Here is an 18332-nt window from a genome sequence, read left to right on the forward strand (position 1 = left end):
AACATGGATATCTGGCAACGTCTCGGTCTTCAAGAGACCAACGATCTGGCCGCTATCAAGCGCGCCTACCATATCAAATTGCGTGACTGCCACCCGGAAGACGATCCCGAAGGCTTCCGCCTGCTGCGTGAGGCTTATGAAGAGGCCAGCCGGCCGCGTCCAGCCATGAGTGACGCCTCGAAGCCACAGACCGAGCTGGTTCGTCCGGCCGACGCCGCTGAACTGACCGCCCTGCTTGAACTGCTTGGCGATGCCAGCCGGCGATTTGTAATGACCGAATGGGATAAGTGGCAGACATCACTGCAGTCACTTTCTCTGGTGCAGCAGAGCCGGCTGTCGGACGAGGTGCTGCAACACATCTTTCAATGGCAATGGTTGCCAGCACCGGTGATCGAGCGTCTCTGGCAAGCGCTCGACTGGGCGTCACTACTGCGTCTTACCGGCGACATGCAAAAGAAGGGGGAATTTCTCGACTGGTGGCGTCAGGCTCCGCTGGCAGCCCCTCTGGAGTGGCTTGCCACTCTGGACCATGCCCGTCAACGCGCCGTGTTGGCCTTCTATCAGCCACTGCTGCTATCGCTCGAGGCTGGTGATCGCAACAGCGTGTTAGGGCTCATCTATCACTCAGTCCTCCCCATCGTCGGTGACCACCCGGATCTGCTCCGGCTGCAGTTGCGCGCGCTCCATGCCGCCGGTACTGACGGTGATCCCACCCACCGTCTTGCGCTCACACTTGCTCTGCTGGAGCAGGATCACCTCAGCGAAGATGACTGGCACCTGCTCTCCGACGCCAGCCTGCGCTGCGGCAAGGAACAGCTAGTGTTGCAGGTCGCCGAGGCACTGGAAGAGCAGGAATACGAGGCGCTGCTCGCCAATCACCTTATCCAGTGGCATCTAGACAGCGATCAGGAGCTGTCCCGCTGGCTGCAGGCATTCGCCACCGCCCAGAAGTGGCCCACCTCACGCAGCGCCTATTGGGAACCCCAGTGGCTGATGCTGCCCTGGCAGCAGCCGGACCCGGTGGAAGAGTGGCTGCACGACCAGATGCTGGGGTTTGACAATATGCCGCTCACCGCCCTGGCGCTGGACGCGCTACTTGGCACACGTGGTGCCCTGGCCAGCCTATGGTGGCACAGCGAATACGGCACCTGGCAGGCACTGGAAGCGGCACTGACACAGCCCGAGCTGGCCGAGGCCGAGGGCGGCTGGCGGTACCTCGCACACCTACTGCAACGCCACGCTCGCCGCAAACTGGCCGAGCGGCCAGCACTGCCCCTGCTTGATACACTGCTTGCCCGCTATGGCAACGATGACTGGCTGAGTATCGCGCCCCCCAGTGCCGAGCAGATTGCCTGCGCAACGCCGGAGCAGTGGCTCGATTGTCTGCGCCGCTATCCGCTGCTGCCTGACGCCTGGTTCAAGGCCATCGCCCAGCGCGCCAGCAATGAAGGATGGGATGAGCGGATGATGCAGGGGATGCATCTGGGCGCCCGGCTCTCCCATCAACGCTACTACAGCGATATGGTGCTCAGCGATGCCTGGCAGGGCGAGAGCTGGCCCGGTTGTTTCCGCTGGGCACAGTTCTATTACGCCTACGCCTGGACACCGACACAGCATCTCGCTGCCCTGCGCCACGCCATGGGCGTGCTACCCCCCAGCCAGGATGACACCCCGCTCGCCACTGTATTGCGTCTCTCGGCACAGCCCACTGTCTATCAGGCAGCCATCACCACGGCGTGCGCCCGCTGGCCAGAGCAATACGTGCTGTCAGTGACCCTGAGCAATCAGACCGATCTGCTGCGTAACTCGGAGGTGAGCGATCAGTCGCTGCTCGACAGAGCCAGGGCCCATGAGTTGCCCGCGCTCGCCGCCCTGATTGGCCGGCGCCTCGATAACGAGCCGGATCTCGCCAGCAGCATAGTGCTGTGGAACCTGCTGCTCTGCCACCCGGAGAGCAACGCAGCCTATGCCTACCTGCTGAGCCCGCTACGCAGACGAATGGAGGCCATTAGAAAGGAGTGGAATCTGGATTTGGCAAACTATCCGTATCACAAGGAGTCCCTCATATACGGATATCTGATTCAGGACACCGACACGATCACCGCGCCCACGATTCTGGAGCAGCATCTTCCTTGTGAGAATGCCGCCACCTTTGTCCATCCCAGTTGCTATTGCCTCGGGCTACTGACCCATGACGTGAATCGAAGCGGTTTTAACAGCCGACTCATCCAGCCGCTGCTAAGGAACCAGGAATCGCTCTCCCCACCCCAGCGAGAGGCGGCCAGCCTCACGCTCGGTTACCTCGAAGACAAGCTCAATCAACAGCTTGAACATGACAGAGCCCATGACCGCTCACGCTTCAAACAGCTGGGTAAAGGCGCGCTCCTGTTCACCATGCTCATCGGCTTGCTGCAACTCTTCATGGTCTTCCCGTTGAGCGACCACCCCTTCTCCATACTGGGTGATCCCTACATGGCCTGGAAGACGGAGCGCGGCAGTCTGGTCTCCCTCTGTAGCGTCTTGTTCTTGAACGTCTATCTCATCTATCAGGTAACGCGGGGCACCAAACGGCGGCCCGTGTTACAGCTCTATTGGCTATGGAGCGCGATGTGGTTTTCGATTCTGTTTCTCTCCAATTCGGCGTTTTGGGGGCTGCCCATCTGGTTGGGGCATCTGCTCGCCATCTCTGGCGTCAAAGCGGGAGATCTGCGCCACGGGTGGCCCAAGACATTCTATGCCAAGGGCCGCATGTCGCTTGAGGAGATTATTGGCTAGTGCCACTGCTTGAGCAGTTTGTTCATCTGCTGGCGGAACGAGTTGATGACTTGCGGGTCCTGGCTGGCCAGGACCCGTTCAAACTGCAGCAGCCACTGTTCGACCTGGCGCCGCTCGTCGCCGATGCTCTCTTCATAGAGTTGCTGTAATCGCTCGCTCAGGGTCAGATTGGGCAACGCATCGCGCGGATGCTGCTTGAGGCGTGCCAGACGCTCGCGACTCTCGCGCTTGCCCTCTTCGGTCACGCCAGCCGGACTTCTGTCTATCACCTTCTGGAACTGCTCACCCGAACTCACCAGGGTCACGTCCACCTCCAGCATGCCGTTGATGTCGTAGCTAAAGCGCACGTCCACTTCCTGAATGCCCTTGCCGGTTGGCAACGGGATCTCGAGATCGTCCACATGCAGGTTGTCGCGCACCCAGAACCGCTCCCCCTGATAGATGCTGATGCACACCGAGCTCTGCTGTTCGTGGCCACTGCGGTAGCGCTCTACCCGTGAGGCCGGCACCACTATATTGCGCTCGAGGATGGGACTGAACACGCCACTCTGATCCCCCTGATTAACCGCAATCCCCAGAGTAAAGGGACAGACGTCGGTCATGATGAGCTCTTCCACCGCACTGTCGCGCAGGCGGCAGGCTGCCTGGATAGCGGCCCCCATGGCGACCACCCGATCCGGATCCAGCTCGTGGCGGCCAAAGCGACCAAGCAGGCGCACCGCCGTTTGCTGCACCTCGCTCTGGCGGCTCGCCCCGCCGACAAAAATCAGTTCGTCGACCTCGTCGGGCCGTAGACGCGCATCGGAGAGCGCCTGGCTCAGCGGCTTGCGCAGCCGGTTGAGGGTATCGCGCCAGGTCTCGGTCAGCTCGCTTTCGGAGAAACTGAATTTCCGGTTCCACTCTGCACCAAGCTCGACATCAAGGCCGCTACCACTGCGATGACGTTTAGCCCGCTCGCAGGACAAATAAACTTGCCCGAGTTGGGAGAGCGTCAGTTCACCGCGATCGGTGTTGAGCCTGCCAAGTACCGCATCGACCAAATCTTGGGTAAAGTCCTCGCCACCGAGCCGATTGTCTCCCGCCGAGGCTCGCACCTCCATGATGCCATCCTGATACTCCACCACGGTCACATCGAAGGTCCCCCCGCCCAAATCAAACACCAGAAAACGGCGGCTGTGCTGCTCATGCAGGCTGTAAGCCATGGCGGCTGCCGTCGGCTCGTTGATAAGGCGCACCGCATCAAGCCCGGCCAACTCGGCCGCCAGTCGCACCTGCTTACGCTGCTGATCGCCAAAGTAGGCTGGCACCGAGATAACCACCTCGCGCACAGGGTGGCCGAGCCACGCCTCAGCATCCGACTTCAGGCTCCCCAGTACCAATGCACAGAGCTCGGTCGGTGTGTACTGCTCCTTGCCCAGTCGATAACGCCGCTCACTACCCAGAAAACGCTTGAAGTGAGACGCTGTATTGGCCGGGTCCGTCAGCAGGCGGGTAGCAGCAGCCTGACCCACCAACAGGGTGTTGTCCTCACCAATGCTGACAATCGACGGCGTCAGATCCTCGCCATGGGCATTGGGTATGAGTTGAGCCTGGCCCTCACACCATACTGCGATCGCGCTGTTGGTTGTCCCCAGATCAATGCCAATGGCTGGGTTCTGCGTCTGCGTCATGAAAATGCCTCTTCACCTTTTCACTACATGAAAGAGCAAGGATTGTGCTGTGCATACAAAGAGTGGTCAAGTGGAGCCCAACGTTAGATCATCAGCTCATTTCACCCATAAGCATTAAGTGGCTTCAATTTGGCCTTTGCCGAGCGATGTGTTAATAGTGTCCTCTTTTGAATCAGGGAGGTGACCCGAGTGTTTGAGATAGCAAGCCTGAAAGAGGGGATGATGCACGGGGTCGAGCTGTTCCAGCTGCTGCTGGAGATCATCTCCATCGCCTGTGTGGTGATAGGGCTTGGCAAGACCCTCTGGCTGGCGGCAAGAGTGCGGGATCACCAGCCCGGCTTTCCGCGCATTCGCCTCTGTTTTGGCAGCTGGCTCATTCTGGCGCTGGAGTTCCAGCTGGCCGCCGACATCCTGGCCACTACGGTCGCGCCGAGCAAGGAGGAGCTGATCCGCCTCGCCATCATCGCGGTGATCCGCACCTTCCTGAACTACTTCCTTGGCAAGGAGCTGGAAGCACAAGCGGAGCGCCAACAAGAGAAGGCAGAACACCAGCAGGAGCAGCGCAGCGAACAGGCCAAGACTGCTCAATAACCAGAATTCCTGCATAGCATCAACGCTAAGTGCCGTGCCATCCCGACCACAGCCGTAGCCCGGGATGGCACCTTTGTGACCCTTCCCGCACTTTTGGAAATCAGCCAACTATGGAACCCTTTTCAAGGTTTCCCCTGCCCTGTCGAGTACCCGTTCATCTGCGTAAGATAGAAAATCTTCTCCCCCAACCGGCCAAGCTGATGAATACGCACTCCCTTCACACGCCCGATATCGACCTCGATAGCTGCGTCATCTACCAGATCTACCCCATGAGTTTTCAGGACAGCGATGGCGATGGCATGGGCGATATCAACGGTATCCGTCAGCACCTCGACTATCTGGCCACCCTCGGGGTCGATATGCTCTGGCTCACCCCCATCTATCGCTCCCCCAAACGGGACAACGGCTACGATGTGGCGGACTACCGTGCCATCGACCCCGCCTTCGGCACCCTGACCGAGATGGAGCAGCTGATCGCCGAAGCGGCCGCTCACGGCATCGGCATCATGATGGATATCGTTGCCAACCACACCGCCACCGAGCACGAGTGGTTTGTGCAGGCACTGGCCGGCGATCCCCGTTATCAGGGTTATTACGTATTCCGGGATCAAGCCTTTGTCGATGCTCACCCCATTACCTCGATTTTTGGCGGCAGCGGCTGGCAGTATGTGCCAGCGCTTGATCGCTACTACCTGCACAACTTCGATCCCAGTCAGGCCGATCTGGACTGGGACAACCCGGCGGTACGGGCCGAAATGGCGGCGGTGATCAACTTCTGGCTGGGCAAAGGGATCAAGGGATTTCGCTTCGATGTGATCGACATGGTGAGCAAGGAGTGGGACCGGCTTGCCATGAGCAATGGCCCGCGCCTGCACGACTATATCCGCGAGCTCAATGCCGCGAGCTTCGGCGGCAAAGGGATCATTACGGTGGGGGAGACCTGGGGGGCCGATCTCGCCCATATGCAGAACTATTCGAACCACGATGGCAGCGAGTTCAGCATGGTGTTCAACTTCGAGCATCTGGGGCTGGGCAGTGACAAGTGGTCATCCCGTTTTGATCCCCTCGCCTTCAAGCGAGCCATGACCCGCCACCAGCAAGGGCTGCACGGGCGTGGCTGGAACAGCCTGTTTCTCGGCAACCACGACCTGCCCCGCGCCGTCTCCCGCTTTGGCGATGACAGGCCAAAGTGGCGAGAAACCAGTGCCAGGCTGTGGGCCATGGTGCTACACATGATGCAGGGCACTCCCTTCATCTATCAGGGGGAGGAGCTCGCCATGACCAACCGCCACTGGCAGCCGGATGAACTGCGCGACGTGGAGGCCATCAACTACCGCGCCAGCCAGTCAGGACTGGATCCTGCCGAGCTGAATCGGCGGCTCGATGCCATCGGCCGCGACAACGCCCGTACCCCGATGCAGTGGGACGCTGGCCCCCACGCCGGTTTCAGCACGGCCACGCCCTGGATTGCCCTCAATGAAAACCACGTTGAGATAAATGCTAACGAGCAGCTGGCCCGCCCCGACTCACCGTTTCACTGCTATCGCCAGCTCATAGCCCTGCGCAAGACTCACCCGGTCATTCGCCACGGCAATTTCGAGCTGCTGGATGGGGATGATCCCGAGCGCATCAGCTATCGCCGCCACTGGCAGGATCCGGCCAGCGGAGAGCGGCACACCCTGCTGCTGCTCGCCAATCTCACGGCGAACCCCTTGCCGATGCCCCACTTCGACAAGGTGGCAGACGGAATGCGGTTGCTGCTGGCCAATTACCCAAGCGAACCACTGCCACTCTTCGCCCCTTATCAGTGCACCATCTGGCTGCAAGTGGATCAGGGTTAACCCCGTGCTGACGGGCCATGCCAATGGCCCGTCAATCGCCATCCGTCGCCTACCAGCAGAAAATCACGCACCCACTCGGCGGGATTAAATTAACCACTATTACTGACTTATTAATTGATTATTTATCCCGTTTGATACGCTCTCATTGCCCCTCTTACTATGCCAGCGACCTATCCATTGCCGATGCAACTATCGGCCTTCAAACTGGCATAGCAAAGTGGAAAACAGATGATCACCACAGACGGGAATAACGCAGTCGCCTCGGTGGCGTACCGCACCAGCGAAGTCATCGCCATCTACCCCATCACCCCCAGCTCGGCCATGGCTGAGCAGTCGTCGGCTTGGTCGAGCGAGCGGGGCAAGAACCTGTGGGGGGATGTGCCCCGGGTTGTCGAAATGCAGTCGGAAGGGGGGGCCATCGCTGCCGTCCACGGTGCCCTGCAGACCGGCGCGCTGGCGACCTCGTTTACCTCGTCGCAGGGTTTGCTGCTGATGATCCCCAACCTCTACAAGCTGGCGGGTCAGCTGATTCCCTTCGTGCTGCATGTGGCGGCGCGTACCGTGGCGACCCATGCGCTATCGATCTTTGGCGATCATTCGGACGTGATGGCGGTACGCCAGACCGGCTGCGCCATGCTCTGTGCCAGCAATGTGCAGGAGGCGCAGGATTTCGCCCTGATCTCCCAGATAGCGAGCCTCAACAGCCGCCTCCCCTTTATCCACTTCTTCGATGGCTTTCGTACCTCTCACGAGATCGCCAAGATAGCGCCGCTCGCTGACGACACCTTGCGTGCCCTGCTGCCCGCAGATGCCATCCGTGCTCATCGTGACCGGGCGCTCACCCCCGACAAACCGGTCATTCGCGGCACCGCCGCCAACCCGGACACCTACTTCCAATGCCGGGAGGCGAGCAACCCCTGGTATGACGCCGCCTATGGCCATGTGAGCGAAGCGATGCAAGCCTTTGGCGAACAGACCGGCCGCCACTACCGGCCATTTGAATACGTCGGCCACCCGCAGGCGAAGCGGATTGTGGTGCTGATGGGCTCGGCCATCGGCACCTGTGAAGAGGTGATCGAGCGCCTGCTGGCCCAAGGGGAGAAGGTGGGGCTGGTGAAGGTGCGGCTGTTCCGTCCTTTCTCGGCCGGGCACCTGCTGGCCGCGATTCCGGAGAGTGCCCGCACCATCGCCGTGCTGGATCGCACCCAGGAGCCGGGCGCACAGGCCGAGCCCCTCTATCTCGACGTGATGACGGCGCTGGCCGAAGCGGTCAGCCGGGGCGAGCGGGCAAGCCTGCCGCGGGTTATCGGTGGTCGCTATGGCCTCTCCTCCAAGGAGTTCGGCCCCGCCTGCGCGCTGGCGGTGTTTGCCGAACTGGCGCAGGAGAACCCGCGCCCACGCTTTACCGTCGGCATCTTCGATGACATCACAGGTCTCTCACTGCCGCTGCCCGCGCTGGATTCGCAAAGCCCCATCCACGGCCAGCAGCACAAGCTGGAGGCGCTCTTTTACGGCCTTGGCAGCGACGGCACCGTCTCGGCGGCCAAGAACAGCATCAAGATCCTCGGCAACCACACCGACCTCTATCCGCAGGGCTATTTCGTCTACGACTCCAAGAAGGCGGGCGGCCTCACCGTCTCTCACCTGCGGGTGGGCGAGCGGCCGCTGCAATCGGCCTATCTGGTGGAAGAGGCGGACTTTATCGGCTGCCATCAGTGGCAGTTTGTCGACAAGTACCGGATGGCGGAGCGCTTGAAAACGGGTGGCATCTTCCTGCTCAACACCCCCTACAGCGAAGCGGAGATCTGGCAACGACTACCCAGCGAGGTGCAGCACGCCCTGCGCGAGAAAGAGGCGCGCTTCTACATCATCAACGCCGCCAAAATTGCCCGCGACTGCCAGCTCGGCAACCGCATCAATACCGTGATGCAGATGGCCTTCTTCCAGCTCAGCGCCATCATTCCCCCCGCAGAGGCGACCAGCCTGCTGAAGCAAGCCATCGCCACCAGCTATGGCAGCAAGGGGCAGACACTGGTCGAGCACAACTGGATGGCACTGGAGGCAACCTGCGCCGCACTGACCCGGGTGCAACTTGGCGAGCTGGATCCTGCCAGCCGCCCCCGCCCGCCGGTGGTTTCGGCCAAGGCCCCCGACTTTGTCCAGACCGTCACCGCCGCCATGCTGGCGGGACTGGGTGACAGCCTGCCGGTCTCCGCCTTCCCGCCTGATGGTACCTGGCCGGTCGGCACCACCCGCTGGGAGAAGCGCAATATCGCCAAGGAGATCCCCATCTGGGAGGCGGAGCTCTGCACCCAGTGCAACTACTGTGTCGCCGCCTGTCCCCACTCGGCCATTCGCGCCAAGGTGGTGGAACCGGATGCGCTCGCCGCAGCTCCCGCCACTCTCGATGCGCTGGATGTGAAATCCCGTGACATGCGCGGCCAGCAGTACGTGCTGCAGGTGGCGCCGGAGGATTGCACCGGCTGCAACCTCTGCGTCGAGGTGTGCCCGGCCAAGGATCGCAGCAACCCGGATCGCAAGGCGATCAATATGGCTTCACGGCTCGATCACCTCGACGAGCAGAGGGCCAACTACGATTTCTTCCTCGACCTGCCGGAGCGTAGCGCCGAGCAGCTGGAGCGCATCGACATTCGCACCTCCCAGCTCATCTCGCCGCTGTTTGAATACTCCGGCGCCTGCTCCGGCTGTGGCGAGACCCCCTACATCAAGCTGCTGACCCAGCTCTATGGCGATCGGCTACTGATTGCCAACGCCACCGGTTGCTCGTCCATTTATGGCGGTAACCTGCCTACCACCCCCTATACCACCAACGCCGAGGGGCGCGGTCCAGCCTGGGCCAACTCGCTGTTTGAAGACAACGCCGAGTTCGGACTGGGCTTCCGTCTTACCGTCGATCAGCACAGGGAGCGGGTTCGCCGCCTGCTGGCGAGCCTGGGCGACACCATTCCGGCAGCGCTGCGCGAGGCGCTCGGCGATGCCACCCTGCCGGTTTCCAAGCAGCGGGCACATATCCAGCAGTTGCGAGCACTGCTGCAGGAGAGCCAGATCCCGGCAGCCCAAGAGCTGGCTCGCGATGCGGACTATCTGGTGGAAAAATCAGTCTGGCTCATCGGTGGCGATGGCTGGGCCTATGACATCGGCTTTGGCGGGCTCGACCATGTGCTGAGTCTGGGGGAGAACATCAATGTGCTGGTGCTCGACACCCAGTGCTACTCCAACACCGGCGGCCAGCAGTCGAAGGCAACCCCGCTTGGGGCCATTACCAAGTTTGGCGAGCAGGGCAAGCGCAAGGCGCGCAAGGATCTCGGGGCCAGCGTGATGATGTATGGTCACGTCTATGTGGCGCAGATCTCCCTCGGCGCCCAGATGAACCAGACGGTGAAGGCGATTCAGGAGGCGGAAGCCTACCCGGGCCCCTCACTTATCATTGCCTACAGCCCCTGCGAGGAGCATGGCTACGACATGGCCGAGAGCCATGAGCAGATGAAGCAGCTGACCGCCACCGGCTTCTGGCCCCTCTACCGCTTCGATCCGCGCCGCGCTGACGAGGGCAAACTGCCGCTGGCGCTCGACTCGCGAGCCCCCAATGCCTCGCTGGCCGAGACCTTGCGCCACGAGCCCCGCTTCCAGCGGCTGGAGCGCCAGCTGCCTGAGGTGGCCAGCCAGCTCTATCAAGAGGCTGAGCAGGAGGCCAACCGCCGCTTCGCCTGGCTGAGCCAGCTGGCGGGCAAGGAGAGTCCAGCGCAGGAGTAACTCGCGCATGGCTTGATGGCAGCAGCCACTCTATCCGCCAAATAACAACAGGGCTCCCCGCGGGGAGCCCTGATGCTATCTATGGTGAGCCAATATCGGCGCAGGCCAAATCAGGCGCTGATGGAGGCCAGCTCATGGCGCTTCAACGCCAGCAATGTGATGAACAGCGCCAGTGTGGCGATCAGTGCCATGCCGATATAGGTCGCGCTGAAGCCCGGGGCCAGCAGATCGGGGGCAAGCCGGCTCAGATCGCCATCGCTGCCGGCTGGCAGGCGGAAGTGAAACAGCATGGAGCAGATAGCCACGCCGACGGCACCGCCAAGCTCCCGCCCGAAGTTGAACAGCGACATGCCGATGCCGCGATCCTGCCGCGGCAGGGCATTCTGTACCACCACCGAGAGGGCGGGCAGCACCAGACCGAGACCAATACCGGCAAACCCGAGCGCCAGTCTGACCCAGGCATCGAAGTGGATCTGCCACAGCGCCACCGCCGCGAGGCCAAAGCCCACCGCAACAAAGCTCTTGTAGTGACCGGTACGGCCAATCAGCTTGCCACCGACAAAGGCGCCGGCGGTGATGCAGATCATGAAGATCACCATACTCATCCCGCTCTCGCTGGCGCTCAACCCCTTCTGCCACTGCATCTGCAACGGCAGATAGACCAGCACGGCAAACATCAGCAACTGGGAGAGCATCACCAGCAGCACGCTCACCAGATAGCCGGGCAGCCGGGCCAGATGGGCGGGCAATATGGGGTCGTGGGCACGCCGCTCAATCAGAATGAGCAGCAGCAGCGCAACGCCCAGCGCCGCCGAAAGCCAGACTGCGGGCAACGCCGCCTCCGGCGAGAGCAGCAACAGGGTGAGCGTAGTGACAGTAATCAGCAGACCCGCCCCCTTCCAGTCGAAGCGACTATGGCGACGCACGTTGAGCAGCTTGAGGTTGCGGTTGATGAGAAAGACCGCCAGCGCCCCGAGCGGCAGATTTATCCAGAAGATCCAGCGCCAGCTGAGCTGCTCGGTGAAGTAGCCGCCGAGCAAGGGGCCGGCGATGCTGGAGACCGCATAGACCGCCGAGATGTAGCCCTGATACCTGCCAACCTCCCGCGGCGGAATGGTGTCGGCAATCACGGTAAACGCGAGGGCAATCAGGCCGCCGCCCCCCAGCCCTTGCAGCACCCGTGCAGCCAGCAAGGTCGGCAAATCCTGAGAGAGCGCACAGGCCACCGAGCCCGCCAGAAACAGGCCGATGCCGATATTGAGCATCCGCACCCGGCCAAAGAGATCGCTCAGCTTGCCGTAGAGAGGCAGCACGGCGGTGGCCGCCAGCAGGTAGGCGGTGACCACCCAGGTGAGGGCGCCACCGGCATGCAGCTCGGCGCCAATCATGGGCAGCGGGGTAGTGACTATGCTCTTTTCCAGTGAACCGAGCGCGATCACCAGCGCCACACTGGAGAAAATGGTTTTGGGGGATATTTTCGAGGTCATAAGCGGACTCGCTGATCTGATATGCCAAAGTATCCGGCAATGAACGGATTATTGTCTCACAAATCAGCAAGAGATAGAAAAAACGACGGCCACAATCTGCCCAACCATGAGGCCGATCCCACAAAACGCCGACCGTTTCTGCTAGCCTGCTCTATTTGATTCGAGGAGCCCCCATGAGCGAGCGTGAGCAGTACGGGTTTGATCACTACGATGCCCTGATTTTCGATATGGATGGCACTTTGGTAGATTCCATGCCCCTCCATCTGGATGCCTGGGAGCTCACCTGCGCCGAGTTCGGCATCCCCTTCGAGCGGGATCAGCTCTATCAGTACGGCGGCATTCCCACCCGCAAGATCATCGCCATGCTGGCCGAGCAGCAGGGGCTGACGGTGGATGTCGAGGCTTTTACCCGTCGCAAGATTGCCCTCTATATGGAACATATCGACAAGGTCAGCGTCTTTCCCAAGATGTGGGAGCTGGTCAGGCACTATCACGGCAAGGTCAAGATGGGGATTGGCACCGGCTCACCGCGCAATCAGGCGGACTCCATCCTGAAAACTACCGGGCTCGATGCCTATATCTCTGTGGTGGTGAGCGCCGATGACGTCACCAACCACAAGCCGCACCCTGATACCTTCTTGCAGGTGGCCGAATTGCTCGGCGCCAATCCGGCCAACTGTCTGGTGTTTGAAGATACCCGGATCGGGCTTGAGGCTGGCAAGGCGGCAGGGATGGATACCGTGCTGGTTATCGAAGGTGACCTGCACCAGCGGTAAAGTACTCAGGGCAAGCAGGCAAACCGATAAAATGGTGTCACGACAGTGGCACCATTTTTTATTCAGGTGAGCATGGCGGCAGCGTCAGTGCCCGGACAGAGTTGCAATCACCGCCGGAATGCTGGCAACCGTCAGACAAAGGGCGTTGGCCTGCGCCTCATCCTGTAGTGCCTGATGAGTGCGAAGCAGCTCAAGGGCTTCGGCCGGGGTATCTGCAAAGGTGGGGGCGGCGATGGCGGCAAATCCCTGTTCGACCAGTTGACGACGCTCATCGCTATAGCTGGGCGCATTGGCATCTAGATAGGTAAGCGCCTGACCCTGCTTGAAAAAGTGATAGTTAGGCATCGATTGGCTCCGCAAAAATAAAGCGCCATTCTACTCCTTTTTGCTCCACCGCCAGCGTCAATCTGTGTCGTCTCAAGTGATCTCGTTCACATTTTTATCAACAAATTTTCACCTGTTAGGCGCCGTCCAAATCCCCTCTTCACGCGACGTCAGACAACACCCGATACCGTCACTCTGCGCCAAACAAAACGCCTCCACAAAGGAGGCGTTGCGACTGAAACAGGGTCGCTCCCGTTACATGGCATTCGTCGATTCGAAGATCTTGTCCGCCGAGGCCTCGACGAAGCCCGGATAGAGCACGCCATCGGCTTGCGGATAGCGCAGGGCAAACTCGTAGAAGCAGCTCGGGATGGTACGCACCCCATCGCTGAACGGCACCTCTGCTTTGTCGGCCATGGTGGAGGATTGCTCCAGCATCACCTGCGGGTCCCCTTTCACCTCGCCACCCACGCTGTTGAGCACGAAACCCGCCGCCTTGAGCGCAGCATTGACCTGATGGATGGTGTCGAAATCCTTCAACTTGTTGATATTGACCGTGAAGTGGTTGGCACGATAGCCCCATGCTGCCATCCAGGCCGCGTACTCGCTCTCCGCCAGCAGGGTCTGATAATCGGCATAGGAGACCTGCCAGGGGGCGCCGGTGTAGAGAAATGCCGGGGTATCGGTCAGATGATCGGGTACCTGATCCGCCAGCTTGTGGATGATGGCCTGCGCCGCTGGGGAGAGCTCTTCCACCTTCAGCTCGCTGATAAACACCTTGGGAGCGTCCGGATCCTGATGCTCGAAGTGCTTGGCGTAGAGCTTCTTGGCCTTGAAGACGTACTCGCCCTTCTGCTCGTAACCGAGCGCCAGAAAGTGGGCGGCCAGCTTCTCCAGCCCCAGTTTGGGCAGGTTGTAGGTACGAAACGCCACGTGATCGTTGACGATGGGCTCGCCGCCACCCAGCAGGGTGTGCACCTTGGGGGCGCTCGGGGTCACCTTGATGTAGTTGTCCCACAGATGGCTGAACAGGGTGTCGATATCCTTTTGCATCTCTCTTTCCTTTGATTGCGGGTACAGATGGGGGCACCGCTGGATGCCCCGTGTCGTTATTGGAAGCGCAGGCCGGGCGACAGTTGATCCGGCATGGCAGCTTTGCAGAGGCAACCGGGGATATGACACAGTAGTCGGCGGCGTTGAGCCATCTCTGCTGCATTGGCATCCCCGTTTGCTCTTAAAACGTCAAACCAGGAGACAGCTGATCCGGCATAGCGGCTTTGCTGTCTTCGACAGAGGCAACCGGGTACGCACAGTAGTCTGCGGCGTAGTAGGCGCTCGCCCTGTGGTTGCCAGAGGCGCCAATGCCACCAAACGGCGCGGCACTGGAGGCACCGGTGATGGGCTTGTTCCAGTTGACGATACCGGCGCGGATCCGCTTGAAGAAGTGGTGCCAGTCCGTCTCCTTGTCCCCCAGCAGACCGGCCGAAAGACCATAACGGGTAGCATTGCCCTGATCGATGGCAGCATCGAAATCATCGTAACGAATGAGTTGCAGCAGCGGGCCGAAGTACTCTTCGTCAGGCAGCGCGCTCACTGAGGTCACGTCGATAATGCCCGGGGAGACAAAGCCGGTACCCGCTTCCAGGTGCTTGAGGGTAAGCAGGCTCTCGCCACCGAGGCGCTGCAGGTTGGCTTGCGCCTCGACCATGCCCTGTGCTGCCTTCTCGCTTATCATCGACCCCATGAAAGGCTGCTCGGCTGCGTCATAGAGGCCGACCTTGATCTGGCTAACCACCTCGACCAGTCGATTGACCAGGGCATCGCCACGCTCACCGCGCTCGACAAACAGGCGGCGGGAGCAGGTGCAACGTTGACCCGAGGTAATAAATGCCGACTGGACGATGGCATGGACGGCGCCGTCGATGTCGCTCACATCTTTCACGATCAGCGGGTTGTTGCCGCCCATCTCGAGAGCCAGAATTTTGCCCGGCTGACCGGCAAACTGCTGATGGAGGAAATGACCGGTGCGGGAGGAGCCGGTAAAGAAGAGGCCGTCGATATCGGGGTTGCCCGCCAGCGCCTTGCCAGTCTCGACCTCCCCTTGCACCAGATTGAGCACCCCCTTGGGCAATCCGGCCTGCTGCCACACCTTGACCATGGCCTCGGCCACCATAGGGGTCAGCTCGGAGGGTTTGAACACCACGGCGTTACCCGCGATCAGTGCAGGTACGATATGGCCGTTGGGCAGATGGCCCGGGAAGTTGTAGGGGCCGAACACCGCCACCACACCGTGGGGCTTGTGACGGACAAACGCCTTGGCGCCCGGCATGGCATTTTCAACGGTGCCGGTGCGCTCGTCGTGCGCCCGGATGGAGATGGCAATCTTGCCCTGCATAGCGGCCACTTCGGTGCGGGTCTCCCACAGCGGTTTGCCTGTTTCGCGGGCGATGGTCAGGGACAGCGCCTCTTTCTGCTCGCCAAGCAGGTCGGCATAACGACGCACTATGGCCAGACGATCCTCAAGGCTCATGTCCGCCCAGTGGTAGAAGGCGGCACGGGCGGCCTTGACGGCGGCATCCACCTGCGCCGCACTGGCGGCAGCCCCCTGCCAGATCACCTCGTTCTTGGCCGGATCGGTTGACTCGAACGGCTTGCCTTCACCGGCAAGCCACTGACCGTCGATAAATTGCACTAACTGGCTCATCCATTCACTCCCTGTCGCTGACAGGCAACCTCGGCTGCCTGTCTGATAATCGATTTGCTTGTCCTGTTTACCTCAGTCGAGGTCAACCACCCGCACCATGTCGCCATCCTGCACCTTGAGTGCCGCCGCCATCTTGGGCGGAATGATGGCTTCGTGCTTGTCGAGATCGACCCGGATATTGCCGTAGCAGGCGCGGTAATGTTCGAAACGGCTGTTGCAGATAAGGTGGGTCTTGCCACCGATGGGCTCGCCCACCAGCACCCGCAGCTTCTTGCTGCGGCGCACGCTGCGGATATTCTTCACATCGCACTCGACGGTGGGGCCTGCATCGAAAATATCGACGTAGCCACGGTTCACGAAGCCCTCGTCCTGCAGCATCTTGATGGCAGGGCGGGTCTTCTCGTGGGTCTGGCCGATAACGGCCCGTGCCTCTTTGCTCAGCAAATTGACGTAGATGGGGTACTTGGGCATCAGCTCGGCGATAAAGCGCTTCTTGCCGATCCCAGTAAGGTAGTCGACGGTGGGAAAATCCATCGAGAAGAAGTGGGTTTGCAGCCACTCGTAGAAAGGGCTGTGGCCGTTGGCATCGGAGACGCCACGCATCTCGGCGAAGACGGTCTCGTCAAACAGCTCGGGGTGCTCGGCCATAAACAGAAAGCGGTGCTTGGAGAGCAGGCGGCCGTTGAGCCCCTCGCGGGCACATTCGCGCAAGAACAGGGTGCAGAGCTCGGAGTTGCCGGTGTAGTCGTTGGAGAGGGTCAGGGTTTCAACGACGTTGTAGATGCCGAGCTTGGGGGAAGAGTGCACCACCTTGCCTATGTGGTAGTTGTAAAACGGCTGGGAGAGGCCAACCGCGGCATCGATGGCACAGGTGCCGACCATCTCGCCAGTCTCCAGATCCTCAGCCACGAAGAAGTAGAGGCAGTCCCCCTTGCCGGCGGGCTTGTCGGAAAAAGTCTGGGTAGATGCGTCAATCTTGCGCTGCAGCAGCTCATCGTTGACGGGCAACGAGGTCATGCCGGTGCCGGACTCGATGGCGCAGGTCTTGAGCCCGGCAAAATCTTTTTGCTCGATGGGACGGATAACCAACATAAATGACAACTCCCTTTCATTGACGACAGGTGGGGTCCCGGCTCCTGCCGGGAGAGCTCCCCACCTCAATTTGGAATCAGGCGTTAACCACCTGGGCAACCGCCTTCTCGAAGCGGGCCAACCCTTCCTTGATGTCCGCTTCCGGGATCACCAGTGAAGGGGCAAAACGAACCACGTTGGTACCAGCCACCAGTGCCATCAGCCCCTGATCGATGGAGGCCAGCAGGAAGTCGCGGGAACGCCCCTTGTAGGCATCGCTCAGGGCCGCGCCCAGCAGCAGACCCTTGCCGCGGATCTCGCTAAAGCAGTGGTATTTGGCGTTGATTGCCTCGAGCCCCTCGCGGAACAGCTGCTCGCGCTGCTTGATGCCAGCCAGCACCTCCGGAGTATTGATCACATCGATCACCGCCTCGGCGACCGCACAGGCCAGCGGGTTGCCGCCGTAGGTAGAGCCGTGAGTGCCCACTTTCAGGTAAGAGGCGATTTCGTTGGTAGTCAGCATGGCGCCAATGGGGAAACCGCCTCCCAGTGCCTTGGCGCTGGTGAGGATGTCCGGCGTGACACCCAGCCCCATATAGGCATAGAGATCACCGGTCCGGCCGACCCCTGACTGCACTTCGTCATACACCAGCAGGGCATTGTGTTTGTCGCACAGCTCGCGCACCCCTTTGGCAAACTCGTCGGTAGGACAAATGATGCCCCCCTCCCCTTGCAGCGGCTCCATCACCACGGCGCAGGTGTTGTCGGAGATCACCTCGGCCAGCGCCGCCAGATCGTTGTAGGGAACATGAGTAATGTCACCGGGCTTGGGACCGAAGCCATCTGAGTAGGCTGCCTGGCCACCGACGCTGACGGTAAAGAAGGTACGACCGTGGAAGCCCTGATTGAAGGCGATGATCTGGGTCTTCTGCTCGCCAAACTTCTCGATGGCGTAGCGGCGAGCCAGCTTGAGAGCGGCTTCGTTCGCTTCGGCGCCGGAGTTGCAGAAGTAGACCTTGTCGGCGAAGGTGGCGGCAACCAGCTTCTTGGCCAGACGCAGGGCCGGCTCGTTGGTCATGACGTTGGAGAGGTGCCACAGCTTCTCGCCCTGGGTTTTCAGGGCCTCGACCAGCTTGGGATGACAGTGACCCAAACCGTTGACGGCGATGCCACCGGCGAAGTCGACATACTCGCGCCCTTCCTGATCCCAGACACGTGACCCTTCACCACGCACCGGGATGATCTTGGCGGGCGCATAGTTGGGAACCATCACTTCATCAAACACTTCACGTGTCACTGCCAACAACTCTGACATATAG

12 protein-coding genes are annotated in these 18332 nt (G+C 60.8%); 5 read left to right on the plus strand and 7 right to left on the minus strand.

The window, feature by feature from the left end; translation table 11 throughout:
* Nucleotides 1-3: 3 nt before the first annotated feature.
* Nucleotides 4-2775 (plus strand): J domain-containing protein, encoded by a 2772-nt coding sequence (locus tag ACTG2S_RS16860; RefSeq protein ID WP_274160823.1) that lies wholly within the window; start codon nt 4-6, stop codon nt 2773-2775.
* Here ACTG2S_RS16860 and ACTG2S_RS16865 read toward each other — a convergent pair.
* Nucleotides 2772-4445 (minus strand): Hsp70 family protein, encoded by a 1674-nt coding sequence (locus ACTG2S_RS16865; RefSeq protein WP_439982977.1) that lies wholly within the window; start codon nt 4443-4445, stop codon nt 2772-2774. The genes ACTG2S_RS16860 and ACTG2S_RS16865 overlap by 4 nt on opposite strands.
* Before the next feature lie 189 nt (nt 4446-4634).
* On the opposite strand from ACTG2S_RS16865, the gene ACTG2S_RS16870 reads away from it, so the two are divergent.
* The 3 genes from ACTG2S_RS16870 (at nt 4635) to nifJ (ending at nt 10651) form a co-directional block, all read left to right on the plus strand.
* The gene (locus ACTG2S_RS16870) at nt 4635-5036 is read left to right on the plus strand and encodes a DUF1622 domain-containing protein (RefSeq protein WP_439982979.1); all 402 of its coding nucleotides are present in this window, start codon (nt 4635-4637) and stop codon (nt 5034-5036) included.
* Nucleotides 5037-5236: 200 nt separating this feature from the next.
* On the plus strand, nt 5237-6877 hold the full coding sequence (locus ACTG2S_RS16875; RefSeq protein ID WP_274160820.1) for an alpha-glucosidase: 1641 nt from the start codon (nt 5237-5239) through the stop codon (nt 6875-6877).
* A 228-nt stretch (nt 6878-7105) separates the two neighbouring features.
* A complete protein-coding gene (nifJ, locus tag ACTG2S_RS16880) occupies nt 7106-10651 on the plus strand; it encodes a pyruvate:ferredoxin (flavodoxin) oxidoreductase (RefSeq protein ID WP_376891819.1) in 3546 nt (1181 codons plus the stop codon).
* A 110-nt stretch (nt 10652-10761) separates the two neighbouring features.
* Here nifJ and ACTG2S_RS16885 read toward each other — a convergent pair whose 3' ends face one another.
* Entirely contained in the window at nt 10762-12138 is a 1377-nt protein-coding gene (locus ACTG2S_RS16885; RefSeq protein ID WP_274160818.1) for an MDR family MFS transporter, read from the minus strand.
* A gap of 173 nt (nt 12139-12311) precedes the next feature.
* On the opposite strand from ACTG2S_RS16885, the gene ACTG2S_RS16890 reads away from it, so the two are divergent.
* Nucleotides 12312-12914, plus strand: coding sequence for an HAD family hydrolase (locus ACTG2S_RS16890; RefSeq protein WP_042082614.1), 603 nt, complete (start codon nt 12312-12314; stop codon nt 12912-12914).
* Between the two features lie 84 nt (nt 12915-12998).
* Here the strand turns inward: ACTG2S_RS16890 and ACTG2S_RS16895 are convergent, their stop codons facing one another.
* The 5 genes from ACTG2S_RS16895 to ACTG2S_RS16915 all read right to left on the minus strand — a co-directional run bounded on the left by ACTG2S_RS16895 (nt 12999) and on the right by ACTG2S_RS16915 (nt 18328).
* Nucleotides 12999-13259, minus strand: a complete 261-nt coding sequence (locus ACTG2S_RS16895) for a hypothetical protein (protein WP_042082617.1) — start codon at nt 13257-13259, stop codon at nt 12999-13001.
* Between the two features lie 234 nt (nt 13260-13493).
* The gene (locus ACTG2S_RS16900; protein WP_274160817.1) at nt 13494-14291 is read right to left on the minus strand and encodes a DUF1338 domain-containing protein; all 798 of its coding nucleotides are present in this window, start codon (nt 14289-14291) and stop codon (nt 13494-13496) included.
* Nucleotides 14292-14472: 181 nt separating this feature from the next.
* A complete protein-coding gene (gene astD / locus ACTG2S_RS16905; protein WP_274160816.1) occupies nt 14473-15942 on the minus strand; it encodes a succinylglutamate-semialdehyde dehydrogenase in 1470 nt (489 codons plus the stop codon).
* Between the two features lie 72 nt (nt 15943-16014).
* Nucleotides 16015-17034 (minus strand): arginine N-succinyltransferase, encoded by a 1020-nt coding sequence (gene astA / locus ACTG2S_RS16910; RefSeq protein ID WP_005334994.1) that lies wholly within the window; start codon nt 17032-17034, stop codon nt 16015-16017.
* Between the two features lie 76 nt (nt 17035-17110).
* On the minus strand, nt 17111-18328 hold the full coding sequence (locus ACTG2S_RS16915; RefSeq protein WP_274160815.1) for an aspartate aminotransferase family protein: 1218 nt from the start codon (nt 18326-18328) through the stop codon (nt 17111-17113).
* Between the last annotated feature and the right edge of the window lie 4 nt (nt 18329-18332).

Source organism: Aeromonas sp. 82P (assembly GCF_051919365.1).
In the GTDB taxonomy this organism is placed as follows: domain Bacteria; phylum Pseudomonadota; class Gammaproteobacteria; order Enterobacterales; family Aeromonadaceae; genus Aeromonas; species Aeromonas veronii.

Coding starts and splice junctions, on each gene's coding strand:
- ACTG2S_RS16860 (WP_274160823.1), top strand. CDS start 4: ATGGATATCTGGCAACGTCTCGGTCTTCAAGAGACCAACGATCTGGCC.
- ACTG2S_RS16865 (WP_439982977.1), bottom strand. CDS start 4,445: ATGACGCAGACGCAGAACCCAGCCATTGGCATTGATCTGGGGACAACC.
- ACTG2S_RS16875 (WP_274160820.1), top strand. CDS start 5,237: ATGAATACGCACTCCCTTCACACGCCCGATATCGACCTCGATAGCTGC.
- nifJ (WP_376891819.1), top strand. CDS start 7,106: ATGATCACCACAGACGGGAATAACGCAGTCGCCTCGGTGGCGTACCGC.
- ACTG2S_RS16885 (WP_274160818.1), bottom strand. CDS start 12,138: ATGACCTCGAAAATATCCCCCAAAACCATTTTCTCCAGTGTGGCGCTG.
- ACTG2S_RS16890 (WP_042082614.1), top strand. CDS start 12,312: ATGAGCGAGCGTGAGCAGTACGGGTTTGATCACTACGATGCCCTGATT.
- ACTG2S_RS16895 (WP_042082617.1), bottom strand. CDS start 13,259: ATGCCTAACTATCACTTTTTCAAGCAGGGTCAGGCGCTTACCTATCTA.
- ACTG2S_RS16900 (WP_274160817.1), bottom strand. CDS start 14,291: ATGCAAAAGGATATCGACACCCTGTTCAGCCATCTGTGGGACAACTAC.
- astD (WP_274160816.1), bottom strand. CDS start 15,942: ATGAGCCAGTTAGTGCAATTTATCGACGGTCAGTGGCTTGCCGGTGAA.
- astA (WP_005334994.1), bottom strand. CDS start 17,034: ATGTTGGTTATCCGTCCCATCGAGCAAAAAGATTTTGCCGGGCTCAAG.
- ACTG2S_RS16915 (WP_274160815.1), bottom strand. CDS start 18,328: ATGTCAGAGTTGTTGGCAGTGACACGTGAAGTGTTTGATGAAGTGATG.